At 40.5% G+C, this 26,630-nt stretch carries 20 protein-coding genes; 17 read left to right on the plus strand and 3 right to left on the minus strand.

Translation table 11 applies throughout. The annotated features are described in order from the left end of the window. Positions 1 to 17 precede the first annotated feature (17 nt). The 5 genes from EWU23_RS07940 (at position 18) to EWU23_RS07960 (ending at position 7,633) form a co-directional block, all read left to right on the plus strand. Positions 18 to 1,658 carry a SusD/RagB family nutrient-binding outer membrane lipoprotein gene (locus tag EWU23_RS07940; protein ID WP_166230560.1) on the plus strand — a complete coding sequence of 547 codons (1,641 nt, stop codon included), beginning with the start codon at positions 18 to 20 and terminating at the stop codon, positions 1,656 to 1,658. A 64-nt stretch (positions 1,659 to 1,722) separates the two neighbouring features. Continuing rightward, positions 1,723 to 3,021 carry a hypothetical protein gene (locus EWU23_RS07945; protein WP_166230562.1) on the plus strand — a complete coding sequence of 433 codons (1,299 nt, stop codon included), beginning with the start codon at positions 1,723 to 1,725 and terminating at the stop codon, positions 3,019 to 3,021. 81 nt (positions 3,022 to 3,102) lie between these two features. Then, the gene (locus EWU23_RS07950; protein ID WP_166230564.1) at positions 3,103 to 4,185 is read left to right on the plus strand and encodes a polysaccharide deacetylase family protein; all 1,083 of its coding nucleotides are present in this window, start codon (positions 3,103 to 3,105) and stop codon (positions 4,183 to 4,185) included. Between the two features lie 4 nt (positions 4,186 to 4,189). Further along, a complete protein-coding gene (locus EWU23_RS07955; protein WP_166230566.1) occupies positions 4,190 to 5,371 on the plus strand; it encodes a sialidase family protein in 1,182 nt (393 codons plus the stop codon). 24 nt (positions 5,372 to 5,395) lie between these two features. Further along, a complete protein-coding gene (locus tag EWU23_RS07960; RefSeq protein ID WP_166230568.1) occupies positions 5,396 to 7,633 on the plus strand; it encodes a hypothetical protein in 2,238 nt (745 codons plus the stop codon). Between the two features lie 54 nt (positions 7,634 to 7,687). On the opposite strand, the gene EWU23_RS07965 is transcribed toward EWU23_RS07960, so the two are convergent. Continuing rightward, positions 7,688 to 8,524 carry a glycerophosphodiester phosphodiesterase family protein gene (locus EWU23_RS07965; protein ID WP_166230570.1) on the minus strand — a complete coding sequence of 279 codons (837 nt, stop codon included), beginning with the start codon at positions 8,522 to 8,524 and terminating at the stop codon, positions 7,688 to 7,690. 303 nt (positions 8,525 to 8,827) lie between these two features. On the opposite strand from EWU23_RS07965, the gene EWU23_RS07970 reads away from it, so the two are divergent. After that, positions 8,828 to 10,018: a DUF6786 family protein gene (locus tag EWU23_RS07970; RefSeq protein ID WP_166230572.1), complete on the plus strand. Its 1,191-nt coding sequence runs from the start codon at positions 8,828 to 8,830 to the stop codon at positions 10,016 to 10,018. Between the two features lie 567 nt (positions 10,019 to 10,585). Here EWU23_RS07970 and EWU23_RS07975 read toward each other — a convergent pair. Further along, positions 10,586 to 13,015 (minus strand): outer membrane beta-barrel family protein, encoded by a 2,430-nt coding sequence (locus EWU23_RS07975; protein ID WP_166230574.1) that lies wholly within the window; start codon positions 13,013 to 13,015, stop codon positions 10,586 to 10,588. Between the two features lie 244 nt (positions 13,016 to 13,259). Here EWU23_RS07975 and EWU23_RS07980 point away from each other — a divergent pair, with 244 nt between their 5' ends. From EWU23_RS07980 to EWU23_RS07990, 3 genes are all read left to right on the plus strand, one after another. Then, a complete protein-coding gene (locus tag EWU23_RS07980) occupies positions 13,260 to 14,759 on the plus strand; it encodes a DUF2271 domain-containing protein (protein WP_166230576.1) in 1,500 nt (499 codons plus the stop codon). A 59-nt stretch (positions 14,760 to 14,818) separates the two neighbouring features. Beyond that, positions 14,819 to 15,445 (plus strand): PepSY-associated TM helix domain-containing protein, encoded by a 627-nt coding sequence (locus tag EWU23_RS07985; RefSeq protein WP_166230578.1) that lies wholly within the window; start codon positions 14,819 to 14,821, stop codon positions 15,443 to 15,445. 88 nt (positions 15,446 to 15,533) lie between these two features. Next, positions 15,534 to 16,355, plus strand: coding sequence for a sterol desaturase family protein (locus EWU23_RS07990; RefSeq protein ID WP_166230580.1), 822 nt, complete (start codon positions 15,534 to 15,536; stop codon positions 16,353 to 16,355). Here EWU23_RS07990 and EWU23_RS07995 read toward each other — a convergent pair. Beyond that, positions 16,352 to 17,911 (minus strand): Atu1372/SO_1960 family protein, encoded by a 1,560-nt coding sequence (locus EWU23_RS07995; RefSeq protein ID WP_205753121.1) that lies wholly within the window; start codon positions 17,909 to 17,911, stop codon positions 16,352 to 16,354. The genes EWU23_RS07990 and EWU23_RS07995 overlap by 4 nt on opposite strands. 89 nt (positions 17,912 to 18,000) lie before the next feature. Here EWU23_RS07995 and EWU23_RS08000 point away from each other — a divergent pair, with 89 nt between their 5' ends. From EWU23_RS08000 to EWU23_RS08035, 8 genes are all read left to right on the plus strand, one after another. Beyond that, on the plus strand, positions 18,001 to 18,852 hold the full coding sequence (locus EWU23_RS08000) for a polysaccharide deacetylase family protein (RefSeq protein ID WP_235942177.1): 852 nt from the start codon (positions 18,001 to 18,003) through the stop codon (positions 18,850 to 18,852). A gap of 126 nt (positions 18,853 to 18,978) precedes the next feature. Then, a complete protein-coding gene (locus EWU23_RS08005; RefSeq protein WP_166230584.1) occupies positions 18,979 to 19,761 on the plus strand; it encodes a TauD/TfdA family dioxygenase in 783 nt (260 codons plus the stop codon). A gap of 3 nt (positions 19,762 to 19,764) precedes the next feature. Further along, the gene (locus EWU23_RS08010; RefSeq protein WP_166230586.1) at positions 19,765 to 20,754 is read left to right on the plus strand and encodes an aldo/keto reductase; all 990 of its coding nucleotides are present in this window, start codon (positions 19,765 to 19,767) and stop codon (positions 20,752 to 20,754) included. A gap of 233 nt (positions 20,755 to 20,987) precedes the next feature. Continuing rightward, positions 20,988 to 22,646, plus strand: a complete 1,659-nt coding sequence (locus tag EWU23_RS08015) for an amidase (RefSeq protein WP_166230588.1) — start codon at positions 20,988 to 20,990, stop codon at positions 22,644 to 22,646. A 123-nt stretch (positions 22,647 to 22,769) separates the two neighbouring features. After that, a complete protein-coding gene (locus EWU23_RS08020) occupies positions 22,770 to 23,585 on the plus strand; it encodes a phytanoyl-CoA dioxygenase family protein (RefSeq protein ID WP_166230590.1) in 816 nt (271 codons plus the stop codon). A gap of 1 nt (position 23,586) precedes the next feature. Beyond that, a complete protein-coding gene (locus EWU23_RS08025; protein ID WP_166230592.1) occupies positions 23,587 to 24,783 on the plus strand; it encodes a Gfo/Idh/MocA family protein in 1,197 nt (398 codons plus the stop codon). A 2-nt stretch (positions 24,784 to 24,785) separates the two neighbouring features. Beyond that, entirely contained in the window at positions 24,786 to 25,682 is an 897-nt protein-coding gene (gene rbsK, locus EWU23_RS08030; protein WP_166230594.1) for a ribokinase, read from the plus strand. Continuing rightward, positions 25,679 to 26,626, plus strand: coding sequence for a nucleoside hydrolase (locus EWU23_RS08035; protein WP_166230596.1), 948 nt, complete (start codon positions 25,679 to 25,681; stop codon positions 26,624 to 26,626). Before rbsK ends, EWU23_RS08035 begins: the two co-directional genes overlap by 4 nt. Positions 26,627 to 26,630: the final 4 nt, after the last annotated feature.

Here is a 26,630-nt window from a genome sequence, read left to right on the forward strand (position 1 = left end):
CTTAAAACATTAAAATCATGAAAATAAGATTAATAAAAGCTGTCGCCTTCACCCTATTAACTGGAGTATTTTTCTCTTGTGAAGACTTGACAAAAGTGAATATAAATCCAAATGGAGTTCAGCCAGAGGTTGTAAATCCAAACTTGGTCATGCCAACTGTATTAACGGAAATGTCTAAGGCTTATGTAAACCTAGGATATCAAGATATAGCAGGTGTGGTTCAGCATACTCAAAAAGATGCTTGGTCGTCTGGACATAATGATTATGACTGGGGTGGAAACCAAAGTTGGTCAGGTTATTATGATATTTTGCGTAACAACGACTTACTTTACAGTCGTTCGGTAGCATTGAACTGGGAATTCCAACAAGGAGTTGCTTTAGTAAACAAAGCCTTTATGTTTGGTTTGATTACTGACCTTTGGGGTGATGCTCCGTATACGAATGCCTTGAAAGGAGAGACAGGTGGAACGGATAATATCTTACCAGCTTATGATTCACAGGAAGTTATTTACACAGGGATTTTAGCTGATTTAGAGAAAGCCAATACGCTTTTGTCTAAGCAAAAAAGCGAGTATTCGAACATTGTGGATAACGTGGATGTGATTTATTCGGGTGATCCTACTAAATGGCGTAAATTGGCTAACTCATTAGCTTTACGTTATTACATGCGTATTTCGGCAAAAAAACCCGATGTAGCTAAAGCAGGAATTGAGAAAATTGCCAAAAATCCAGCAAACTATCCAGTGATTTTAGCTAACTCAGATGATGCAACTATGGGATTCCCTGGTACTTCGGATGGTACTTCTTGGCCAGCTAATGCGGTGTATGATGTGAGTGGTAGTAACTACCGTCGTATTAAAATGGCCAATACATTTGTGGAATACCTACAGGATGTAAAAGACCCTCGTTTAGGAGTTTGGGCTGCCAAAGTAGAAATTCCATTGGTGATGGATGCTTCCTTGCCAGCTAAGACCGATAAAATTGTTGATGGTAAGCGTTATTTATCACCAGATGTAGTGGGTAATTCCAAAGTAGATACTGATCAAGAATACGTAGGTTTACCTACTTCATTCTCTCAGTTACCTTCTGCGTATAACATGAACCCTACTCCAGGTCAGACTTCGTTTAATCCTCACGTTTCTTTCCTTGCACCTATGTACAAAAATGCATCAGGCGCCTTGTTAAAAGCTCGTTTGGTATCTGCGGCTGAAGTGAACTTCATCTTGGCGGAGGCTGCTCTAAAAGGATATGCGGTAGGTGATGCTAAAACGTTTTATGAGAATGGCGTGAAAGCTTCATTGACTACTTGGGGAGTAGGTTCTACTTCAGCTACTTATTTAGCTAATTCAGGTGTTGTTTTTGCTGGTACAGTGAAACAAGTAATGGAACAAAAATGGATTGCTAGCTGGACTGCTGCTACTGAGGCATGGTTCGACTTCCGTCGTACCGGTTTCCCAGAGTTAAAAGCGGGTCCTGTGGCAAAACGTCAAGCTATTCCTGTTCGTTTCTATTACATGCAGGATGAGTTGCGTATCAATGCTAAGAATACAGCTGCTGCTTTGGATAAATTAGAAGTAACTAATTTCTCACAAGCAGATGGCAAAAACAGTGCTTGGTCTAAACCTTGGATTATTCAAGGAACAGGTAAGCCATATTAAGATTTTTAAGGGGTCTCCTACGGGAGGCCCTTCAAAAAATTCGATTCTTTACTCTTTTTCAACCATGAAATTAAATACACCTCTAAACCTTTTCATACTTTTATTCTTGTGTTTGTTTACTCAAGCGACTGCTCAAACCCTACGGGTTGGGGCAGCCGTTCGAGTGATTACTCCAGATCCATTACTTCCGGTTTCGGGCGGTATTGGAACACCTAAACCTAGTATGGAAAAGAAAGGTGATTTGTTTGCTCGAGCCATGGTGTTTGAGCAGGGAAATACCCGGTTTGCGATCGTCAATGTGGATAACCTAGGTTGGACTTCCGTTCTTGGAAATAAATCCAGAGCACTCATCAAAGGAATTGCCCCTGAAAACATTTTAATTGGAGCTACGCATACACACTCCGCCCCAGATGCTTATGGATTTCCAGATGCTACGGGTAAAAATTATGCTGATTTAAAATACCTAGATCGTTGTGTTCAGCAAATAGCTGATGCTGTCAACGAAGCCATTATGAAATTAGAGCCGGCGGCTTTGAAAGTAAATGTAGAAGAAGCTAAAGGTAAAATTGCTTATAATTATTATGCCCCTGCTTTATATGACCCACGTTGTGGAGTCATACAAGCCATTGCTACCACCGGTGCTCGTCAAGGGAAAGCCATTGCTACCTTGGTCAATTATGCCATACACCCAGAAGTAATTGGTAGTGGAAGAGGAATCCTTAGCCCCGATTTATGCGGGCCATTGTACAGTCGAATCGAAGCCCAAGCTGGTGGAGTGGCCTTATTCATGAATGGCGCTCAAGGAGGAATGGTGACGGCTGATACCCGTTTGGAATTTGGAAAAGAAGGACAGAGTAGCCAAAAGGAAGCTAATACTTGGGAAGAATGTATTCGAATTGGGGAACTGTTAGCAGATGAGGCTTTGCGTATTATTAACAAAGCGCCGGTACTGGATGCTCCTTCTATTTATTGCACCTCAAAAATGATCGACCTTCCCGTGGATTCAGAAATGATGCGCTATATTTTGACGAATTCACCTTTGAAATACGAATACAAAAAACCTAATACCGTAAGCACACAATTAAATCTGTTGAACATTGGGCCAGCCCAAATACTAACCGTTCCTGGTGAAGCTTTACCCAATGTAGGATATTATGTGAAGCGCCACATGGCAACCAAATTACCCTTTTTGTTTGGCCTAACCAATGATGCATTTGGCTATATGCTGGCTAAAGTGGATTACAATAGTTTTAAGCGCTATGATTATGTAACCCGAACAAGCTTGGGTGAAATGACTGCAGAGATTTATATGGACCAAGCTTTGCAACTGATTCAAGCAAGCCCTAAACCGGTGCTTAAATAGCCTTTTATCCATTCTTTGAATTATCTTGGTCAACAGTAAAGGATCACTCAACCATCAATTAAACGAAATGTGTTTTGTATTATGAAAAAACTAGGACTACTTTTATGGGCATTCATTGCATCCAGCATCTTGACTACTATGGCCATGGCTCAGCAATTAGAACCCACTTATGCTGAAAAATTAGGCTACCCGAAGGGGAAGAAAGTGGTTATTTTTCATGTGGATGATTGTGGCATGTCCTATTCTTCCAATCAAGGGGCTTATAAATCCATAGAGCAGGGAGTGGCTACCTCATGTAGTATCATGATGCCATGTCCATGGGCAGCTAGTTTTATTCATTACATCCAAAAAAACCATCCCAATTTAGATGCAGGTCTGCACTTAACATTAACTTCTGAATGGAAGGATTATCGTTGGCCAGCCTTATCAGGTTTTCAGCAAGTACCTACCTTAAGTGATGGAGATGGATGTCTTTGGCATAGTGTAGAACAAGTCATTAAAAATGCGAGTCCTGATGAAGTGGAAAAGGAAATCCGGGCTCAAGTAGAACGGGCTACGCGTTTGGGTTGGAAACCCACTCACTTGGATTCTCACATGGGAACCTTATTTGCTTATCCTCCTTTCTTAGAGCGGTACTTAAAGGTGGGAATGGAATTAGGCATTCCCGTGATGTTCCCAGGAGGAAATAATAAAATGCTTATTGAATCTGTCAATAAGCCTTATATCAAGAAAATGAAAGCAGAGGGTAAGTGGAAAGAAGGAATGCCTTTGCCGATGGCCAAATTTGGATTAACGGATTTGGTAACCGAATCCAAGAAGATAGGAGAGATGCTTTGGAAAGCAGGATTACCGGTATTGGATGATTTACACTCGGATAGTGGGGATTGGAAACCAGAAGGCAATGCTACTCCAGCCGAATGGGGGAAATATAAAGCTGATCAATGGATTTATCAATTGGAACACATGAAACCGGGTGTCGCTATGTTGATCGTTCATAGTAGTGATATTACCGAAGAATTTAAGTTTATTAGTGGTTCAGGAGGCTCTCGTTTGGCCGATATGAATTCCATGATGCATCCCGATTTGAAGGCCTACATTGAGAAGGAAGGTATTATCTTAAGTACTTTTAGAGAGTTGATGGAGCGACGTAAAAAAGTAAAATAATCACATGAAGTTATTCCAAATTTTGATTGCCCTGCTAGTGATGTCTTTTCATTCGCTGGCTCAGAGTCCTGCTATTGTCAAATCGATGCTTATTTTTCCCGGACAAGAAAAACACGTCCATGGAAGTAGTTTAGTTCGCTTACCCAATGGGGATTACCTATCTGTATGGTTTTATGGCAGCGGGGAAAGAACCGCCGATGATGTTAAATTGATGGGGGCTCGCCTCAAAAAAGGAGACTCCCAATGGAGTGAACCCTTTGTGATGGCTGATACACCTAATATCCCTGATTGCAATCCTGTACTCTTCTTAAATAAAGAAAACAAATTATTTTTAGTCTGGATTGCTGTTCAAGCCAACCAATGGGAACAGTCGGTGTTACGTGTACGTACGTCCATGAATTATTCCAAAGAGGGTGCTCCTGTTTGGGAATGGCAAGATAATATTTTGCTAAAGCCGGGGAATGATTTTGCCACAGAAGTAGCCAAAAAGCTGAAGCAATTGCCTGAGCACCATATTGGTTGGGCAGGTTATGCGCCTAAATATGACGACATGATAGCTAAGGCTAGTGCAGATCCGGTGAAACGTAGTTTTGGATGGATGACACGAATTAAGCCACTTATATTGGATAGCGGTCGCATCATTTTGCCATTGTATTCGGATGGATTTAATTTCTCTTTGATGGCTATTTCAGATGATCAAGGGGCTAGCTGGCGCCCAAGCTTACCTTTGGTAGGCCGTGGTCCCATTCAACCAGCTGTGGTAAAAAAGAAAAATGGAAACCTATTAGCTTATTTGCGTGATAGCGGGGATAATCCCCCTCGGGTACACGTCAGTGAGTCCACCGATCAAGGAGAAACCTGGTCTCCATCTGTTAAATCAGATATTCCGAATACGGCCAGTGTGGAACTTTTGGTATTGAAAGACGGCCGTTTGGCTTTTTTAGGAAATGACATCATCGACGGTCGATACCGATTAGGCTTGTTTTTATCCGATGACGAAGGAAAAACCTGGAAGTGGAAGACTTATGTGGAAAACGTAGCTCCAGGAAAAGGTAGTTTTTCTTATCCATGTTTGACTCAAAGCCCCGATGGGCTATTGCATATTACCTACTCTTCCCATATCGAAAAAGATCAAAAATCAATTAAATATGTGGTGGTTGATCCTCAGAAAATCAAAGCCGAGTAGCGAATTTAAACCTAAACCTATACAATGAAAATCAGTAAATTACATGTACTAATATACGTATGCCTATTGCTGGCCACGCATATGACTTGGGCTCAAAATAAGGCCAAGCAACCCGTTTATCAGGATGTCCCATTTTGGCAAGATTATAGTGTCAAATACTATCTAGCTAAAGATCAAACTACCGATTTGAGTTCGAGTTATGCAGACAGAAATGGGAATATCATTTTGTTTGGTACTACAGGAACTCTTTTACCCCATGACGGTCAATTCTTATACCCAGGGACTTTGATTAAAGATACCAAATACCGGACCAGTGCTCCTAAGAAAATGGCAGCCTTAACTTCCTATCAAAAGCAATTTGTTTTGTTGGACGATAAGGCCGTGTTAAGTCATGCTTTTGCCGGAAGTATTTACTCTAAACATGAATTAGCAAAAGCTAGTCAAGTGGTAGGAGGCAAGGATTTTGCTTTTTTAATTTCGGATGGCACAAGTATTCACTGGGTGAAAGATTCTAAAACATTGTTTAAAGGAAATTTGTCGGGTGATCAAGTGTTGGACATGAAATATCAGGCCTCTAGTCAAACCTATTATATTTTAGGCAAACAAGGGCTTTATCATTTTTCCCCAGTTCAAGCTAGCATTACTAAATTAGTCTCAGGTGGTCCGTTTACGGCCTTTGATGTAGCTGAAAATTCTAACAAAGTATATATAGGTGGGAATGATGGGTATCAGATTTTTGATACATCTACGAAACAAGTAGGAGAGAAGCTACAAAAATTACCTTGGACAGAAATTACAGCGATTAAGGCCATTGGAGAGAAAGTTTGGTTTGGTTCTACTAAAGGAGCTTTTGCATTGAAGAAGGATGGCAAATTTGATTATTATAATGGAGAAAGATGGTTGCCGAGTAATGTCGTGAAACACATTGCTGAAGGTCCTAAAAACTCCGTATTAATTACGACAACGGCTGGTTTGGGGCAAATCTGTTTTAAGAAAATGACCTTGCATGAAAAGGCGGTTTTTTATGATGAGCAGGTGAGAAAACGTCATATCCGTAATGGATTCAATGCTTCTCTAGACGGTATTCAAAAAGGGAATTTAAGTACAGGATATTTGGCTGATTCGGATAATGATGGACTTTGGACTTCGATGTATTTGGGAGGAGAAATTTTCCGTTACGCGGTAACTAAAGATCCAGAGGCATTGCAAAATTGTCGGGAGTCTTTAGATGCTATGGAGCGTTTATATAAATTAACCCCAGTGCCAGGGTTTCCTGCTCGTTCATTTGAGCGTCGTGGCTTCATTTCCAGTTTATCAGATCCTGAGCGCTGGCAGCCATCCCCTGATCTTGAGTGGGATTTTAAATCTACCACAAGTAGTGATGAGGTGATTGGACACATTTTTGCTTTTGGGGCCATGGCTGAATTGGTGGATGATGCTGATTTAAAGAAGCGTTCTGTTGTGCTGATTGACACCTTGATGTCACATATTTTGAAAAATGATATGTACCTAATCGATTTTGACGGAAAGCCTACCATGTGGGGAAAATGGAATCCAAAATATGTCAATTCCTTCCCAACGAATGTCGGAGATCGTAAGTTGAACTCTTCTAATATTACTGCGATGCTTCAGACAGCTTATCATTTCACCAAAAAGGAGAAGTATAAGCAAAAGGCCTTTGAGTTATTGACTAAATATGGCTATTATGAAAACTTGATGCGTCCATTTAGTGTGTTAGGTCGTGCCGGAAAAGATGCGGATTCACATGCTCAAAACATGTCAGATGGATGGAATCACTCGGATGATGAAATGTATTTTGTGGGGTATTGGGGATTGTATCGCTATGCATTAAATGATACGTTGAAAGCGAATTTCAAAAAATCCATCTTGGATCACTGGCAAATCGAACGACCAGAAAAAGAGGGGGCATGGAATATTTTTACGGCTTTAACAGGTACGAAACAATTTGACTTGAATGAAGCAGCCTGGTATTTACGCGAGCATCCCATGGATATGATTGACTGGGCTATTCAAAATAGTCATCGCAAGGATATGGTAAAAGTTGCGGACAATTTCCGCCGTCAAACTACGCAGGAAGTATTGCCACCAGATGAAAAACCCATCATGCGTCACAATGCCAACCAATTTAATATGGACCGCAATGGGGTCAATGGTTTATCGGAGCATAGTGCGGGAGATATCTGGCTTTTGCCTTATTGGATGGGCCGATATTTAGGGGTTATATCAGAGCCTAAAAAGTAAATTTTTCTTAACGTTGTCAAGGTTTCAAACCTTGACAACGTTGAATTTTTAAATTTAGTTTCCCAGAAAATATCGATAAACTGATTTTACATGATCAGTTTGAATTAGATCTACTCCCAGCTCTTTTGCCTTTTTATAATTCAGAGCTTGGTCAAGCGGTCCTAACACATCGGAATAGACTCGGATGTTTTTTTTATGAATGTCTTTTACTAATTGGGCATTCATTTTTAGCCAATTGACATCAAAAGCATAAGGGGCCAAACGTTTTATTTTTGTCTCCATTTCTTCTGCTTTATTTAGGCTCGGCATTCTTTTGCTTTGGGGATCTTCTGCTTTTAATCTTTCCAAAAATTCATCACTTCCATAGTAAACCGACTCTTTGTCGAGGTGATACTGCCGCATGAGGGCTAACAAAGGCTTGGGCTCCACTTGTTTACAGTCCACATAAATGTAAGTTTTCGTATTTTTCTGTTTGTTCCATTTTTCTATTAATTGTAGGGTTTCCTCTAAAGTAGGAATTCGTTCATCGGGGAATTGTGCTTCCCAGCTTTTATTGGCCTTTAACCGTTTAATTTCTTCCAAAGTTAGATTGGATATTGGTCCATTGCCGTTGGTCGTTCTGTTCAATGTCCCATCATGTAAAATGACTAATTGATTGTCTTTGGACGTTCTAACATCAATTTCAATAAAATCAACGCCCATATCCAAGGTTTTTTGGAAGGTAGCCAAAGTGTTTTCTGGAGCTGAACCTGAGTTTCCTCGATGGGCCGAAATGCGTAGCTTATGTTGGGATTTATAGGTCCATGCTTCTATTTGATTGGGGCTATTGGACCGTTGGCAAGACATGATACTAGCTATGGACAATACCATAAGCCAAATGTTTTTTTTCATATTAAATAGGTTGTAATTGTGTTAAAAAGGAACGCCTTTTTTCAAATCAAAATTACGGATCTAAAGGCATTTTTAAATGGATATTTGGTCTATTTGATTAAAATTTAGGTAAAATCTTTTGGTCAATATTTTAAAGGACTTATCTATTAAAAGAAGGATAAATATAGGCTATTATTGATTATCAATTTATTGGACAATATGTATGAAAATTCATTCGTTACGACAACGCTGTCAAGGTTTCGAACCTTGCCAGCGTTAGGAATTTTCATTAACTTCATTTTCTATTACAAGCCCCCAAAACAGATGAAAGTGCATTATTTTCTAATCCTTGCTGGGATGATGGCTTGTCAATCTTCTAAGCCTTCAAATACGACCATGAACCCAGAAAATAGCTTTGGATACGATTATGATTTATTGAAAAATGATTCCACGACAGTCTTATTGAAACAAGGAGACCAACAGGTTTTGGTAGTTGGGAAATATCAGGCTCGGGTGATGACCAGTAGCTCCCAAGGAGCTGAGGGCTTTAGTTATGGATGGATAAACCATGACCTAATAAAATCAGGCAAATTAGGGCCACATATGAATGCCTTTGGAGGTGAAGAACGCTTTTGGTTGGGCCCTGAAGGAGGGCAATTTTCTGTGTATTTTAAACAAGGAGATCCCTTTACTTTTGAACATTGGCAAACCCCCGAAATCATCGATACAGAAACCTATCCTTTGGTAAAATCGGATAAACAAAAAGCCTTATTCCACAAGGATTTTGAAATTGCGAATTATTCTGGAACAAAATTTAAAGTCTCACTGGACCGCGAAGTTACCTTATTAAGTCAGGCAGAAGCAGAAAAACAATTTCAGGTTTCTTTGGATGGAATTTCTTGGGTGGGCTATCAAACAGATAACGTATTAAAAAATACTGGGCATGATTGGTCTAAATCTACTGGAGTTTTATCCATCTGGTTATTGGGAATGATGAAGGCTTCCGACCAAAATACGATTTTAATTCCCTATCAAAAAGGACAAGAAGCCGCCATAAATGCAGCCTATTTTGGTCAGATTCCTGTCGAGCGTTTGATCAAAAAAGACGGGATGCTTTATTTTAAAGCTGACGCCAACTCGAGAGGAAAATTAGGCATTCCTCCTAAGGCTTTGGTTCCATTGGCAGCCAGTTATGATGCCGCCAATCACATATTGACTATTCTACAATTTGATTACCAAGGGGATCAAGAATATGTCAATTCTATGTGGGAAATTCAGGAAAATCCTTACCAAGGAGATGCCCTAAATGCCTATAATGATGGCAAAAATGATACAGGTACGCAAATGGGGAAATTTTATGAGTTAGAAAGCTCCTCACCGGCCATTGCCTTGGCTCATGGACAGTCGCTTCGCCATGTACAAAGAACGTTTCACTTAGAAGGTTCGGAAGAACAATTGGATCAGATTTGTCAAAAACTTTTAGGAATTAAATTGGCGGATTTACCTTGGAAATAATGCGGAAGGATGAGGATTTTATTCCTCGAATATTCCTAAAATCTTGATAAAACGCAAGAAATTTACGGGTTTTTGAAATGGCATAAACCATTGGTTTAATTTGCCTTAATCCTCTTGAAAATTAAGACGCTAAGTGCGTCAAAATCAATGATTTTTAGGAGGATAATAATGAAATCAATCATCTTTAGTTGGCGCGCGAGTGCTTCCGTATTATACATGCATATTTTGTATGTTGCCTATTTAAAATTAGAAGAATATACTTTTTACCATAACCTTTTCTTTTTCAATCAGATTCTCTTTACCACAATTTTTGTCATTTTACCCATCTTGATTTACATCAAATGGGTTTTTGGAAAGGAGAACCTTGTTTCAAATCAATGGTCCTTGATTTATAGTATACTACTTTTAATTATATTATTTTCTTTTAGAATATTTATCCCTGAATACTTACTATTTCAGCTAGGATTTAGTTTTATCAATCTGTTGATTTTAGGGATTTTCAAAAAGTTATTAAATCAATCCAAAATTGAGAATTAAAGAAGTATGTTATGATGGATGAACGAGGCTTTACTCCTCATCCATCATACTTCTACGCTGCTTAGCCGCTTGTTTGGTGGTTTTGATTCGGTAGTTAAATGTTAAGTTGAATTGCGTCAAACGACCTTGAAACTCCGATTTGGTATAAAAACCAGTACCTCTAGTCTCCGAGCGCATGATTCTGGAGCTGAATACGTCTAAGATATTCAAGGTCAAAGTTCCATTGCCTTTCATGATGTCTTTACTGGCCGACAAGTCCATCCAAGCAATATAACCTCTTGAACCTTGAGGGGTATTTTGCGGAGCTTCATAATTGGCTCTCAATTGGGCATCTACGCCTCCACCTAATTTAAAACGGGAGGTATGACGAGCAAACCAGGAATAGGTATCACTCACATAATTAGGATCAATGTTGCTGGCATCTGCTTTAGCGCGAAATATATTGATGCTCAAATCAGCTTTCCAAGCTTTACTTAAATTAGAGGATCCTGTAAATTCTGCTCCCATGGAAACTTCATTTTTGAAGTTTTGAGGTAAAGTGACCGAATATCCATTGGCATCTACCTGACGTATGCGATCAATTTTCCCGTCTGTATTTCTATAATAAATGGATGAACTGATACTTCCATTTTCATAGTATTTCACATGCCCTAAATCAAATACATCGGTGAACTGAGGATTTAGATTAGGATTCCCCGAGAAATAATTTCGGTTGTCTGAATAAGTAACAAATGGACTTAATTCATTGTAAGTAGGTCTACGAACCCGTCTGGAATAGCCTAATTGGAATGAATTATCCGCCGACAAAGAATAGGTAAAATGAGCACTTGGGAACAAGTTGGCATAGTTCCTTGGATTTTTTTCATGCGTTTGTAAGAGCTCCGTACGAATGTCCGTCATCTCACCCCGTATACCTATTTGGTAGGAAAATTTCTTGATTTTAGTACCCCAAATGGCATAAGCTGCGGTGATGTTTTCATTATAAACAAAATTATTTTGTAAACCCGGCACCACGGTGAATTCGCCCGTTTCTTGCTTTTGCGTTACAATATAATCATTGGTCATATCTCGGAAACTCGTACGTAAACCTGTTTCTATTTTGCCATCCTTTCCCACGGGATTCACATAGTCAGCCTGTAAAATCCATTGGTGCTCCGCTTCATCATTGATGGATTTTTGGATTCTAGAATTTTCAGGAAAAGCGCTTCCACCGGGCTTTTTACCTACCTGAGTAAATAATTGATCGGAACTTTCCCAATAATCTAAATAACGCAAATCCGCTGTAAATTCTTTGCCTTTTCTCGCATACGACTTTTTGAAGGTTAAAGCATATTCAGCATTTGGTTCTGCTTCTTTTTCGTCTTGTTGACGGTCTGTAATGCTGTATAAATTGCTCAGGCTTTTTTGATAGTCCAAATAGTGAAAATCCGAAATGCGACGGACATCGGTTCTTCGGAAAATGTATGAACCCGTTAACACCGTTTTTTCATTGAAAAAGTAATCAGCTCCACCACGAACATTATTCACCATGCCCTTCACATTATTTTGGGAAGTTTGTTGCAAATAATTGGTTTGCCCAGGAGTATATACCTCTTGGTAAATATTACCTCTTCCAGGAGTTCTGCGGTAAAACAAACCATAGTTTAAAAAGAAGTTTAGTTTGTCTTTACGGTAATTGACAATGGCCGTAGCACCGAAATTTTCGGGATAACCTGTAGTGGTTTCTATGGCACCATTAAAGCCTTGGTTTTGATTTTTCTTTAAGACGATATTGATAATTCCTGCCATGCCTTCCGCCTCATAACGAGCCGATGGATTGGTAATAACTTCTACTTTTTCAATTAGATTTCCTTGCAATGACTGCAGTCCACCAGCTCCGCTGATACCGACTAAAGTAGATGGTTTACCATCAATTAAAATACGGACATTATCGCTTCCTCGTAGTTTTACCCCGCCTTCTCCATCTACCTGAATGGATGGAAGATTACCTAAGATTTCAGAGGCAGTTGCTCCCCGGTTAGCTAAATCAGTCCCTACATTAAAAATACGTTTGTCCAAAGCCAATTCCATGGAAGCTTTTTGGCCTTTTACGGTAACCTCGTCTAAGGTTTTAGAGGAAGATTTCGCCTCCAAGACCCCTAGATTGATGGTGTGATTATCTTTATTGATGCTTATTCCTTTTTGTTGGATTGTTTCATACCCCACACTTTCGATCACGACATCATAGGTTCCATAAATCACATCTGTAGAAAATTGGCCTTTGTCATCCCCAATTCCACCAGTGATTAATTTTTGAGCCCCTGCCTGAAATATGCGAATGCTAGAAAATGGAACGGGAGCTTTGGATTCTTTTTCAATAATTTGACCCTTGATTTTACCTTTTGGCCCTACTTGGGCTATGCTTTGAAAACTTAGGAATGTAAGAATGAATGTGAAGCTAACTAGGTGTTTAAATTTCATATTAATTGTATTGATAACCCGAATATGGGTCTTAGAGGTATTAGTTTTGGTAAAAATCGACAAAATGGAGATTAATTACAACGTAAAACCAGATAGCTACTTAATAATCAGGGCAGACCCGCGTTCATGAAAAGGATTTATTTTTGCTTTGGGTAGACACAAAAGAGTAGTTTATCTATAATTTGAAGGGCTATTAAAGGAATAAATTTAAATTTCGATATCTAAAACCCTAATGAAATAGCTTATGTTAAGATCCCTAGGCCTTGTGGCCCTTTCTGTTACAACACCCCAACTCAACGCCACTCATTCTTCGGGTATTTATGTTTCTCAAATGGATCATTTATTGGGAACATCCCTTGACCTTAAAATTGCCGCATCCCATTATGGAGCAGCCAAAAAGGCAGAAGCTAGTTTACTGGCTGAAGTGAAACGTTTGAGCCAAATTTTAGGTACCTATCATCCTAGTACTGAGTTTAATCAATGGATGGCTAGTCAGGGAGAATACAAGCCCGTATCTCAAGATTTATTACAGGTTCTTCAGCAATTTGATGTTTGGCAAGTAAAAACAGGAGGTATGATTAACGCTTCAGCGGAGGAAATTGCCCAAGTATGGAAATCCGCTAGTCTAGAGAATCAATTACCCAATGAAGAAAATATTCAAGCCGCCGTAGCTTTAGCTCAACAAAAACATTGGGAAATCAATGAGGCAGAACAGCGGGTGGCCAGAACCAGTCAGGCGGCCTTGCGACTGCACTCATTTGCCAAATCTTATGTGATGCAAAAAGCTGCGGATATCGCTTTAGCTACCGAAGGTGTCCATGGAATTGTATTGAATGTAGGAGGAGATATTATTGTTAAAGGAAATGGAGTGGATCAGATTTCCATCAAAGATCCCCGTCATTTTGCAGAAAATGCGGCACCTCATTCTCAAATTTTAGTTGAAAATAAAGCAGTTGCTACCTCAGGGGATTACCAAAGAGGATTTGAAATCAATAAGCAATGGTTTTCTCATGTGATGAATCCTTTGACGGGTCAACCTGCCTCAGAAATCATCAGTGCAACGGTCGTGCATCCAGATGCCTTGACTGCTGGGGCTTTGTCCACGGCCTTTCAGGTGATGAGTCCAGCGCAAAGCCAACAGTTAGCTGCCTCCATTCCCGATACGGATTATTTGATTTTGACTAAATCAGGAGAGGAATATAGTAGTCCCAATTGGAATAATCTTTTAGCCTCTAATGCCCCCAATATTCATCCCACAAGTTTAAGTACGAATATCTTGATGGTCAACCAAAAGGAAAAAATGTGGACGGATAAGCAAGAGTTACAAATCAAGTTTGAACTTGCTAGTTTTGAAGGTCGTTTTCGCCGTCCTTTTGTGGCGGTTTGGGTAGAAGATGAAAATCATAAGCCTATTAGACGTATTGCTCTTTGGTTTAATAAGCCTAGATGGTTGCCGGATTTGCGTTCTTGGTATGCAGCCCAAAGAGAAAGCGCCATTGATATTGCTTCCTTAGCGAGTGCTACACGTTCACCAGGAGAATATACCTTGGTTTGGGATGGAAAAGACGATGCTGGCCAATTTGTGAAACAAGGAAAATATACGGTGTACATCGAGGCCGCTCGGGAGCATGGTACTTACCAGTTGATGAAACAAGAAATGAATTTCAATGGGAAAGACCAAAAGCAAACGCTTTCAGGCAATGAAGAAGTGACAGGTGCTTCTTTAAATTATGTAGCCAAATAAGTACATTCTATTTTATTAAGAGCCCATGAGTTATTCATGGGCTTCTTTTAACCAAGCATATGAGTAACCCCAATTCTAAATTAAAACCTAAGCAAAGTAAACTTCGCCGCTCTATCGCTGAAATCTCTCGATGGCTGCACATTTATTTATCCATGTTCAGTTTTGCCATTGTCTTATTCTTTTCGGTGACAGGCTTAACCTTGAATCACCAAGAATGGCTTCCTGAGAAAACCGATGTCCAAGAGCAAAAAGCCAAGCTGAATGTGGCTTGGGTGAATCAAACGGATACGTCTAAAATTGCCAAATTGGAAGTGGTGGAGCAGCTCCGAAATAGCCATGGAATTAAAGGGCAATTGAATGATTTTAGAATTGACGATGCAGAAATCTCGGTTTCTTTTCAAGGGCCCGGCTATACGGCCGATGTGTTTATAGACCGAGAGACGGGAGCGTATGAGTTAACCGAAACCCGCATGGGTTGGATGGCCGTCATCAACGATTTGCATAAAGGAAGAGATACTGGGAAATCCTGGGCTTGGGTCATTGATATTTCCGCCATATTCATGATTTTTATTTCGGCCACGGGTTTAGTCTTGTTGTTGTTTTTAAAGAAAAGAAAATCCACAGGTTTAATTTGGGCCTTGATTGGCCTATTGCTTTCTTATGGAATCTACCATTTCCTAACCTAATTGATTTCCATCGCGCTATGGATTAGGTATTGCAAAATTTGTGCTTTTTACCATTATTTGTTGCTGATTTGAGCAAAACCCCATCCTTATGTTAGAAAGCCTTATTTCCTATTTTGATCACATCCCGAGCAGCCATCGTGCACTCATTTTAGCCGGAGGTATCAGCTTTTTTTGGTTGTTGGAATATGCCATTCCTTTGGTATCCTTTCGCTATAATAAGTGGAAGCATGCAGGGATTAATCTGCTGTTTACCTTGACCACCATTGTCGTCAATTTTGGCTTTGCGCTTTGGATAGTTCAATTGAGCGATTGGACCCTAGTCCATCATATCGGATTTTTGCAGTGGTTTCCTATGGGAAATTGGGGGCAATTGATAGTAGGGTTATTGCTATTGGATCTTGTGGGGGCCTATTTTGTGCATTGGGTAGAACATAAAGTAAAAGTGATGTGGAAGTTTCACATGGTACATCATGCGGATACCATGGTAGATACCACTACCGCCAATCGACATCATCCAGGGGAGAGTATTTTTAGAGCATTGTTTACCATGCTTGGCGTACTGGTTTGCGGAGCGCCTATGTGGTTGGTCATGATGTATCAAAGCATCTCGGTGGTTCTATCTCAGTTCAATCATGCCAATATCCGTTTACCCTTGTGGTTAGACACGACCATTAGTTACGTGATTGTTTCTCCGAATATGCATAAAGTGCATCATCATCTAAGTCGCCCTCAAACGGATTCCAATTATGGGAACATTTTTTCCATTTGGGATCGAGTATTTGGGACTTTCAATAGTACTTCCGTGAGTCAGCTTCAATACGGCTTAGACGTATTGGATAATCAACGAGATGGAGATTTAGGTTACCAATTAAAAGTCCCTTTTGATTCCAACATCAAAACGGATTATTAATAAAGTTCTACCACCATTTCTACTTCTAAGGCCGCATTATTCGGTAAGACAATGACGCCTACCGCTGAGCGGGCATGCTTTCCTTTGTCGCCAAAAACCGCGACCATTAAGTCAGAAAAGCCATTCATCACTTGTGGCTGTTGGGTGAAACTAGGATCAGAGTTGACAAAACCTGTTACTTTTAAAATTCTTTTGATTCTTCTCAGATCACCCAATTGGCCTTTTAACGTAGAGATCAAAGAAATCCCAGCCAATTTGGCTGCTGCTTGGCCCTCTTCTACACTCAGTTTATTACCTAGTTTTCCTATTACAAAACCACCTTCTGCCTTCTCCGGTAAATGCCCTGAAAGGTATGCAATATTTCCAGCCCGAGTAAATTTGACATAGTTGGCCAAGGGCGTACTAGGTTTAAGTAATGTAATTCCTAATGCTTGTAGCCGCTCTTCTGGGCTATCGGGCTTCTTGATAAACAAAAGACAAACAGGAGCGGCTACGGAGATATCTTGTTTACTGTCTGTCAATAAACCTGTCTGCTGATTGACAGAGAAAACTTGAATTTTATTTTCTGTTTGGCTCGCTACAAATAACCATTTACCGCTGGGATCATAGCTGAAATTTCTAGGCATTTTTGCGACAGCTTGGTAGCCTATTGACTTTAGGGTACCGTCTGCTTGAATAGCAAAAAGCGCTAGGTTGTCACTGGTAATTCTATTGGAACTAATCAACCATTTCCCATTCGGAGAAATATGAATGTCAGCACTGGCCTTTACGGCCACTTTCGTACTCGTGTCGGAAACGATGTTTTGGATTTTGTCTAAACCTTGAGCATGTATTTTAAATACATCTACTGTTCCATTTAATTCATTGATGACGTATGCCACATGTCCATTGGGATGAAAAATCATATGTCGTGGACCATTTCCCGGACTCACGGATATGGATTGATAATTTTCGGACAAAGTCCCATCAGGCAAAATAGGATGCCAATGGATTTTATCTGAACCTAAATCAGGGACATATAAACTTTTTTGATTAGGAGCTATAGCCACCATGTGGGCATGGGGTGCGTCTTGTCGACCGGCCACTATACTGTACCCTTTATAAAAAAAGGATTGGGAAGCAGGTAGAAGTTGGCCATTCTCCTTCGTTTTGAAGACATTGAGTGATCCACTTCCATAATTAGCCACATAAACGGTTTTACTGGCTTCATGGTATTTGACAAAACAGGGACCATCACCTACGGTAGGGCTGGAATTTAATTTGGTATATGTCCCATTGGCATTTCGGGCATAGGCACTAATGGCAGATTTTCCGCCACCTTCTTCTGACACAGAATACAGTAAATTCCCATCGGCAGACAATGCTTGATACGAGGCATTGGGGTTCTCTCTGACATAGTTGGCCTTGGTTTTGGCAGTAGCTAAATCTAGGTCAAAAACTTCTATACCTGGATTTTTAGCTTTGGTATAGGATCCTACCATTAATTGATATTGTGTAGAATCGGCGTTAGCAAAAGTGAATATGGTACTAACCAATAAGAAGATGGAACTTAACATAGGGAATAGGTTTTCGTGCAACAAGATACGAATGTCCGTAAATTTTGGGTATTTTTCCCAGAACAATTTTCCTATATCTAATTTCAAACATGATGAAGAAGGTTTTGCTGATGCTCTTATGTACGTTTCAGGCTTGGGCTCAAAACCTCCCAGCTCCTCGACTCATCGTTCGTGGAGATGATATGGGTTATAGTCATTCGGGTAATTTGGCCTTGATGCAGTCCTCTTTAAATGGGATCCAGTCATCCATTGAGGTCATTGTTCCTTCACCTTGGTTTCCAGAGGCTGTTCAGATGCTTCAAGCGCATCCCAATATAGATGTGGGTATACATTTAGCATTAACCAGTGAGTGGGATAAATTGAAATGGAGACCATTAACTGAGGCAAAAAGTTTACGTGATCCCGATGGCTATTTTTTTCCCATGGTATATGCCAATAAGCAGTATCCGGGTTTGGCCATTGTAGAAAACAAGTTCACGTTGGCAGATATTGAAGCAGAATTTAGAGCTCAAATAGAATTGGCCATCAAAAAAATCCCTAGGATAAGTCATATCACTTCTCACATGGGATGTTCAAGAATTAATGCAGAGGTGATAGAACTGACCAAGAGATTAGCTAAAGAATATCATTTGATATATGAAAATACCTTGTACCCATTTGAACGAGCGAGCTATGATGGTCCCTTTCAAACATCAACTCAAAAGATAGCCAGTTTTATCAAGATGCTTCGACGTTTACAAGCTGGCAAAACCTATTGTTTCGTAGATCATCCGGGTTTAGATGATGCAGAATTGAAAGCTGTTTCCCATATTGGTTATGAAGGTGTGGCAGCGGACAGACAAGGTGTCACGGATGTATTTACAAGTCAGCAAGTTAAAGATGCCATTCGAGATTTGGGGATACAAATCATTTCATATCGAGATTTGGGCCCCCGACCTTGATCACCTCCCTATGACCGATTAATAATTTATTCATAGAAGCAGGAAAAGTCAGTTAACAAATTTTTGTACCTTTGAAATTGGAATAATTGAAATGTTCTGATTGTAGCAAATTTGAAAAATGTACGTATGAAATTCTTTAAGAAAATTAATTTTACGACCGAACAAGAGACCATTGCTGAATTAACAGAAGCGGTTAAGCAATATAAAGTAATCCATTTGGCAGGGTATAATTTGCCAATTCCTTTGGAGCAATTTTACATCAATTTTGCGGATTCTATTGGTACTCCTTTTAACGAGGATGAAGATTTGATTACAGGAGAAAGAAAGGACAATCGATGGATTGACATCAGTTATGATCCAGCTATTCCAGATCGTTATAGAAGTAGTAATACCCGTCAGCCATTGCATACAGATGATTCTTATGTGGAATTAGGTAATGAAAGATCTTTGCAGTTTTTTTATTGTACTTCTCGGGCTGCTCGCGGAGGCGCAACTACATTTTTTGATTTGCCAGATTTGGTAGACTGCTTAAAAATAGATGGCCAAGATGCTTTATTAGAGCGCTTGATGACTATTACTGTGAATTTTGAGAAGGCAGGTCATAAGAAAGTACGTAAGATTTTAGATCAGGATGAATTGGGTTGGTTGGCCAACTGGAATTATTTCTGTGTCGATAAAGACAATACACCTGAAGCATTGCAATTGGTAGAAGACTTCCATCAATTTTTAGAGACTCGGGTAATTAATGCGGGATTAATTTTACCCGTACAATTGGAACGAGGAGAGGCCGCATTTTTCCATGATGATCGTATTCTACATGGTAGAAATGCCTATTTCGCTACCCAAAAAGGCGAACGTTGCTTGATCAAAGGTAAGATTATTTTAGAGCCAGATTTTCAATTGTCCTAGGACATGGCGAAAGCTAGCATTCCTCGTTTTTCGAGCCGCTTACATCAGAAATTAGGTCTAGGTACTTGGCAATTGGGAGGTCCCAATATCGTTCAAGGAAAGGCGATGGGTTGGGGTGAAATCAGCGAAGAGGAGTCCATGTCTATTTTGGCTGGGGCCTTAGAATCGGGGATTCAATTCATCGATACCGCGGATTCTTATGGCAAAGGTTTGTCCGAAAAAATCGTTGGCAAAGCTCTACAGGCTGCGAGTTATCCACAAGACATCATCGTTTGTACCAAATTTGGAAATGTTTATTTGCCAGATGGGACTACGGGTCAGGATTTTTCCCCAGAACACCTTTTTGCCAGTGTGAAAGCCAGCTTGCAGCGCTTACAGCGTGAGCATATCGATGTCTTGTTGATGCATTCTCCCCCTGATAATTTTAATTGGGCGCACTATGATCGTGCTCCATTTGAAGATTTAATAAGCCAAGGACTGATTCGTCAGTTTGGGGTAAGTTCTAAAAGTGTGTATGGGGCAAAGCGAGTGATGGATGCAGGATTTGGATCAGTGATTGAAGTAATTTATAATGCTTTGGACCGTCGGGTCGATGAGATTCTAAGTTCACATCCTCATCATGCAGCTTATGATATCATCGGTCGCGTACCCTTGGGTTCTGGATTTCTTAGTGACCGACTGTTGACCGAAGACCCGCATTTTGGAGAGGATGATTACCGTTCTCACATGGCAGATCGAGATAAAAATTGGATGCTTGAACATGCAAGGAAACTGGCCTTTTTAGCGGACTTGCCAGGTGGCTTTTCGGCCAATGCCTTGCGTTTTACTTTCCAAAATCCGATAATCTCCGTGGTCATCCCTGGAGCTAGATCAGTGGCTCAGGTTCAGTCGAATGTTGTGGCGGCAAACTTGCCTCCTCTTAGTGATGAGCATATCCATCGTATAGAACAATTCGTTCCCTCTGTTCCCGATTGGTGGAAGCCTGCGAAATAGTAGGATTTTCACGAAGATTTGTCACTTAGGTTTGCCACTTAGATTTGTCAACTTTTTGAAAGTTGACAAATCTTAACTGCCAACTAATCGCCAACTAATTACCACCTTACTGCCACGCTTAACCACCAATCCTAATTCCCAAGCAGAATTTAATCAGCTTTCTGATAAATTTTTTCCAAGAAAAGAGCTAATTCGCTTATTTTGATTTATTTCATGGTATCTAAATTTGAACTATGAGAAAATGTGTACTTTGGCTCAACTTGTTTTTACTAGTTTCTAACAGCTTCGCTCAATCTTCTAAAATCCAAAGGAAAGATGTGGAAGGCGCCGTCAAGATTTTTGATCTAAATTTTACAAGTACTGAAATAGACACGCTTTTGTCGGATGTGCAAGATAATCTAGCGATTTACCAAAAGCAGCATCAAGTTCATTTGCCTAATTCCGTTCCATTAAGTTTATGGCAAACCGTCCTGATTCCAGGGGTTAATGTCAATAAACAACAAAATCCTATTCATTGGACCCAAGCACATGGTACGGATTTGCCCAGTAAAAAATCATCACTTGCCTTTTATTCCATTCCTCAATTAGCCGAATTAATCAGGACTAAAAAGATCAGCTCTGTCCAATTGACGCATTTTTATATCGACCGTATCAAAAAATACGGAGACACTTTACAATGTCTCATTTCTTTGACAGAATCAATAGCATTAGAGCAAGCCAAGCAGGCCGACGACGAAATTGCCCATGGAAAATACCGAGGCATGTTGCATGGTATACCTTATGGTCTTAAAGATCTTTTTGCCGTCAAAGGAACTAAAACCACCTGGGGTGCTGCACCCTATAAAGAACAAGTGATCGAGGAAGATGCTTTTGTCTATCAACAATTGCGACAAGCAGGAGCCGTATTAGTAGCCAAATTTACCTTGGGGGCCTTGGCCATGGGAGACTATTGGTATGGTGGAAGAACAAAAAATCCTTGGAACCTTAGTTTAGGTTCATCGGGCTCATCAGCTGGCTCAGCTTCTGCCACGGTGGCGGGCTTGGTTCCTTTTGCCATTGGTACTGAAACGTGGGGAAGCATCGTTTCTCCTTCCACCACCTGCGGTGCTCTGGGGCTTCGTCCCACCTTTGGGAGGGTTAGTCGGACTGGTGCTATGGCACTAAGTTATAGCCTAGATAAAATCGGACCCATTTGTCGGAATGCCGAAGATGCCGCCATCGTTTTTAATACCATTCGTGGAACGGATGGGCTTGATTTATCAGCCACGGAAGCGGCATTCAATTATACCAATCAGGTGGATGTCAAAAAGCTTAGGATAGCTTATGCCAAAAACTATTTTGATAAACTGAAAGATTCCACCGCCAATGAATGGCAGGTGCTTCGGGTACTTCAACAAGCTGGGGCTAAAATCATTCCTGTCGAATTTCCTGAAAAGCAATTTTATCCCTTTCAAATGATGGATATTATTATTGGAGCGGAATGTGCTGCCCAATTTGATGAGTTAACCCGATTCAATGTAGATGATGAATTAACCATGCAAAGAAAGGGCGACTGGCCCAATCAATTTAGGACAGCGAGATTTATCCCTGCGGTGGAATACATCAACGCCCAACGTCATCGCTATTTATTGATGCAACAAGTCAATTATCTTTTCAAGGATTTTGATGTCATCATTAGTCCAAGTCTTTTTTCAGGGAACCAATTAGCCATTACTAACTTAACTGGCCATCCTGTGGTTTGTATACCCAATGGATTTGACAAAAAAACGAATAAACCTACCAGCATCAGTTTTTTAGGGAATCTGTTCGACGAAGCCAGTATTTTAGCGTTGGCCAAATTATACCAAGATGCTACGCCTTGGGATGAAATGCATCCTGACATGTTTAAATAAAACCAGGCTGATGCCTCTCACATCATAGCCAATAAAATAAATCCCATTGTTTTCTAGTAATCAGGATAGATAAAATAAGATTTTTTTAAGAAATACTTATATTAGCTTAATCTATTCTAAACTATGATTACTTACACACAAAAAGAGGCGTATCATCGAGACGGTTACTTGATTATGCCCAAACTTTTCTCTCAAGAAGAGATTGATTTACTTTATTCGGTGGCGACGGACCAGTCGGTGGTCAACCAAGCCTTTGATCTAAATGACCAATCAGGCAAAAAAACGAAATTAACCTTATGGTTTACCGCCGGCGATGATTCCTTTGGATTAATGTCGCGCAGTAAGCGACTCGTTGAAGGAGTTCAAACTCTATTAGGGGAAGGCGAAGTTTGTCATTTTCACTCCAAAGTCATGCAAAAAGAACCTCGTGTAGGAGGTTCTTGGGAATGGCATCAAGATTATGGCTATTGGTATAAAAATGGCTTTCTGTTTCCAGAAGCCATGATATCTGTCATGGTGGCTTTGACAGATGCTACCATTGAAAACGGTTGTTTACAAGTCCTGAAAGGAACCCACAAAATGCAGCGATTCGAACATCTGTTTGCCGGAGAGCAACAAGGGGCTGATATGGATTTTGTGACAGAAGCTGAAAAGGTTTCGGAGCTGGTTTATTGTGAGCTGAAGGCGGGTGATGTGCTATTTTTTCATAGCAATATTTTACATCGTTCAGAGGCTAATTTATCTGAACATGCACGTTGGTCTGTGATTTCGGCTTATAATCTTTCCTACAATATACCTTTTAGAGAGAAGCATACGTCCTGCATTGAGCCAGTCCAAATGGTAGATGATCAGGCCCTATTGGCCAGTGGTCAGCGGGTAGTGAATCAAGCGGATTTTTTAAGTAAAGACAAAGAAATAACCTTACAAGATTTAAAATAAAATGGCACAAGTTTGTATTCTAGGTGGTGGATTTATAGGACGATTTTATGCGGATTCATTAACAGGCCGAAGAGGCAAAGATCAAGTTAGTGTCGTCTATGCTCGAAAAGAAGAAACGGCCATTCGATTTGCCAAGGATTATCAGGTAGCGCATTATACCACTAATATGGAGGAGGCTATAGCCCATTCGGCTACTGAGTTTGTTGTGATTGCTTTACCCAACTTCCTGCACGAAGAAGCCGTGATGCTATGTGTTAAACACAAAAAGGCGGTGCTCTGTACCAAGCCTCTTGGACGGACTGCAGAAGAAGCCTTACGAATGACTCAAGCTTGCGAGAATGCAGGCATATTTGCTGGATACTTAGAAGACCTTTGTTATACCCCTAAATTTTTGAAGTCTTTAAAATCGATTCAATCAGGAGCTTTAGGACGTATTTTATGGGCCAAATCCCGAGAAACACATCCTGGCCCACATGCGGATTGGTTCTGGGATATTCAAAAAGCGGGAGGAGGTGCCGTGTTAGATTTAGGTTGCCATTGCATAGAAATAGCCCGCAATTTCATTGGAAAAGATGTTAGACCCGTGGAAGTAATGTGCTGGGCGGATACCCAAGTGAAACCCATTGATGCCGAAGACCATGCCATTGGATTAGTGAAATATCAAAACGGAGCCATAGGGCAGTTTGAGGTCTCTTGGACCTTTCGTGGAGGCATGGATTTACGTGATGAGGTGATGGGAACCGAGGGAACCATTTGGATCAATTCATTTTTGAGAACAGGTTTTGAAATGTTTACCTCGGGTGCGGGTAAATCCTATGTGGCAGAAAAGGCAGAAAGCGATTCAGGTTGGCAGTTTCCTGTTGGAGATGAGGCGCACGAATTGGGATATACCAATATGTTTACTGATATGTTTGATGCCTATGAAAAAGGCGAAAAACCCATGGAAACCTTCTATGATGGCTATGTAGTAAATGCCATCATTGATGCGGCTTATCGTTCTGCCAAAACGAAATTATGGGAACCTGTTCAGCTTCCCGAATGGCGAGGCCAAGAGGGCCTTATTAAACCTTCGGTGTACCAAGAGTTTGATGCCGATCATTGGTTTATTAAAGAAGAAATTCTACCCAATGGCGATAAGAAAGTGATCCTGAAAGTGAAAGCTAGTGGGGAAATTATCGAAAAAGAAACCTGGGTGTAATCATGGCAAAAATCATCGTCATAGGCAGTTCCAATACCGACATGGTCATCCAGTCTGACAGGCTCCCTGCGCCTGGAGAAACTGTTTTAGGAGGGATATTTTTTATGAATCCTGGAGGGAAAGGGGCCAATCAAGCAGTGGCCGCTGCTCGATTGGGAGGAGAGACCTATTTCATTACCAAAGTAGGGAAAGATGTTTTTGGAGAAAGTGCCCTCAAGCAATTTACTCTAGAGGGAATACACAGCCAATTCATTTGCCAAGATGAGAAACAACCATCGGGTGTAGCCTTAATCAATGTGGACGCTCATGGGGAAAATTGTATAACGGTGGCTTCAGGGGCAAATGCCCGACTCATGCCTTCCGATATAGAAGCAGCCAATTCGCTCTTTCAAAATGGCAATTGGCTTTTGTTACAGCTTGAAATCCCATTAGAAACCGTTATTTATTCGATTGAAAAAGCTCATCATGCTGGCTTATCTGTGGTATTAAATCCAGCACCAGCCTGTGCTTTACCTGAGACTTTGTATGCCCATATTGATATCATCAGTCCCAATGAAACAGAAACGGAATTTTTGACAGGAATCCGACCAGTGGATGAAGCTAGCTTATCGTTGGCCTGCGACTATTTTCTTTCCCGTGGGGTGAAACGCGTAGTGATTACCCGTGGAGCTAAAGGAGCTTATTGGAAAACACAAGGAGCTTTTGGCCATGTCCCTGCTCAGCATGTAGTTGCCGTGGATAGCACCGCTGCAGGAGATTGTTTCAACGGGGCCTTAGTCGTAGCCCTTTCTGAAGGAATGGCTTTTGATCAAGCTATTGCTTTTGCTTGTAAGGCCGCTGCTTTATCTGTAACCCAATTGGGGGCGCAAGCCTCCATGCCAACCCGTGAACAACTATGAAAAAATTACTATTTCTCTTCTTATTTCTCCCCTTTTTTCTGACGGCCCAAAGTAAGAAACAAAAGGTTATTTTTGATTGCGATTTGGGAGATGATATCGATGATGCCTATGCGTTGGCTTATTTATTGACCCAACAAGATAAGCTGGAGATTTTGGGGATCACTACCTGTTATGGGAGAACAGACGATAGAGCCCGCTTGGCCTTAAAGATGTTGCATGAAACGGGTCAAGGCCATATTCCTGTTTTTATGGGGAGAAATACCTCACATGTAGACAAAAGAGCGAATTGGTATGCTGACCAATTTTCTTGGGCCAAAGGTTTTGATAAACTTCAAGCTCAAACAAAACCTGCTGCCGAATTCATCATGGAGCAAATCAAAAAATACCCGAATGAGGTGGTCATATTTTCTGTGGGGCCTGTCACCAATTTCTCAGACATTATCGAGAAAGACCCACAGATATTAAAAAAAGCGAAACATATTTATGCCATGTTTGGCTCTTTTGACGTAGGGTATAATCAAAAGAAACCCATCAATGCAGAATGGAATGTTAAAGTGGATGTTCCTGCCTCCCAGAAATTTGTACAATCAGGTGCTAAAATCACTTATGCTGGTACCGATGTGACCTTGCAGGTGAAACTTTCCGCTGAAAACCGTCGGATTTTGAAGGAGAAAAACACTCCCCTGACAAATGGCCTAACGGATCTTTATAAACTTTGGGGGCAAGAAACACCCACCCTGTTTGATCCGGTGGCCATTGCCATGTTATTACATCCTGATTTCTTTCAGACAGAAAAGCGGCATATATCGGTAGACCAACAAGGATTTACTCGAAGCTCTGACGGGAAGCCTAATGCCATTATTGGGATAAAAATTAAAGAAGCGAAAGTTCTTGAGATTTTGATGGACCATTATATGAATCAAAAATTTGCTTTAAAACCCTAAAACA

The organism is Aquirufa beregesia (assembly GCF_011090385.1).
Lineage (GTDB): Bacteria > Bacteroidota > Bacteroidia > Cytophagales > Spirosomataceae > Aquirufa > Aquirufa beregesia.

Excerpts from the sequence above, each read along its gene's own strand:
- EWU23_RS07940 (WP_166230560.1), top strand. The coding sequence starts at position 18 with ATGAAAATAAGATTAATAAAAGCTGTCGCCTTCACCCTATTAACTGGA.
- EWU23_RS07945 (WP_166230562.1), top strand. The coding sequence starts at position 1,723 with ATGAAATTAAATACACCTCTAAACCTTTTCATACTTTTATTCTTGTGT.
- EWU23_RS07950 (WP_166230564.1), top strand. The coding sequence starts at position 3,103 with ATGAAAAAACTAGGACTACTTTTATGGGCATTCATTGCATCCAGCATC.
- EWU23_RS07955 (WP_166230566.1), top strand. The coding sequence starts at position 4,190 with ATGAAGTTATTCCAAATTTTGATTGCCCTGCTAGTGATGTCTTTTCAT.
- EWU23_RS07960 (WP_166230568.1), top strand. The coding sequence starts at position 5,396 with ATGAAAATCAGTAAATTACATGTACTAATATACGTATGCCTATTGCTG.
- EWU23_RS07965 (WP_166230570.1), bottom strand. The coding sequence starts at position 8,524 with ATGAAAAAAAACATTTGGCTTATGGTATTGTCCATAGCTAGTATCATG.
- EWU23_RS07970 (WP_166230572.1), top strand. The coding sequence starts at position 8,828 with ATGAAAGTGCATTATTTTCTAATCCTTGCTGGGATGATGGCTTGTCAA.
- EWU23_RS07975 (WP_166230574.1), bottom strand. The coding sequence starts at position 13,015 with ATGAAATTTAAACACCTAGTTAGCTTCACATTCATTCTTACATTCCTA.
- EWU23_RS07980 (WP_166230576.1), top strand. The coding sequence starts at position 13,260 with ATGTTAAGATCCCTAGGCCTTGTGGCCCTTTCTGTTACAACACCCCAA.
- EWU23_RS07985 (WP_166230578.1), top strand. The coding sequence starts at position 14,819 with ATGAGTAACCCCAATTCTAAATTAAAACCTAAGCAAAGTAAACTTCGC.
- EWU23_RS07990 (WP_166230580.1), top strand. The coding sequence starts at position 15,534 with ATGTTAGAAAGCCTTATTTCCTATTTTGATCACATCCCGAGCAGCCAT.
- EWU23_RS07995 (WP_205753121.1), bottom strand. The coding sequence starts at position 17,911 with ATGTTAAGTTCCATCTTCTTATTGGTTAGTACCATATTCACTTTTGCT.
- EWU23_RS08000 (WP_235942177.1), top strand. The coding sequence starts at position 18,001 with ATGATGAAGAAGGTTTTGCTGATGCTCTTATGTACGTTTCAGGCTTGG.
- EWU23_RS08005 (WP_166230584.1), top strand. The coding sequence starts at position 18,979 with ATGAAATTCTTTAAGAAAATTAATTTTACGACCGAACAAGAGACCATT.
- EWU23_RS08010 (WP_166230586.1), top strand. The coding sequence starts at position 19,765 with ATGGCGAAAGCTAGCATTCCTCGTTTTTCGAGCCGCTTACATCAGAAA.
- EWU23_RS08015 (WP_166230588.1), top strand. The coding sequence starts at position 20,988 with ATGAGAAAATGTGTACTTTGGCTCAACTTGTTTTTACTAGTTTCTAAC.
- EWU23_RS08020 (WP_166230590.1), top strand. The coding sequence starts at position 22,770 with ATGATTACTTACACACAAAAAGAGGCGTATCATCGAGACGGTTACTTG.
- EWU23_RS08025 (WP_166230592.1), top strand. The coding sequence starts at position 23,587 with ATGGCACAAGTTTGTATTCTAGGTGGTGGATTTATAGGACGATTTTAT.
- rbsK (WP_166230594.1), top strand. The coding sequence starts at position 24,786 with ATGGCAAAAATCATCGTCATAGGCAGTTCCAATACCGACATGGTCATC.
- EWU23_RS08035 (WP_166230596.1), top strand. The coding sequence starts at position 25,679 with ATGAAAAAATTACTATTTCTCTTCTTATTTCTCCCCTTTTTTCTGACG.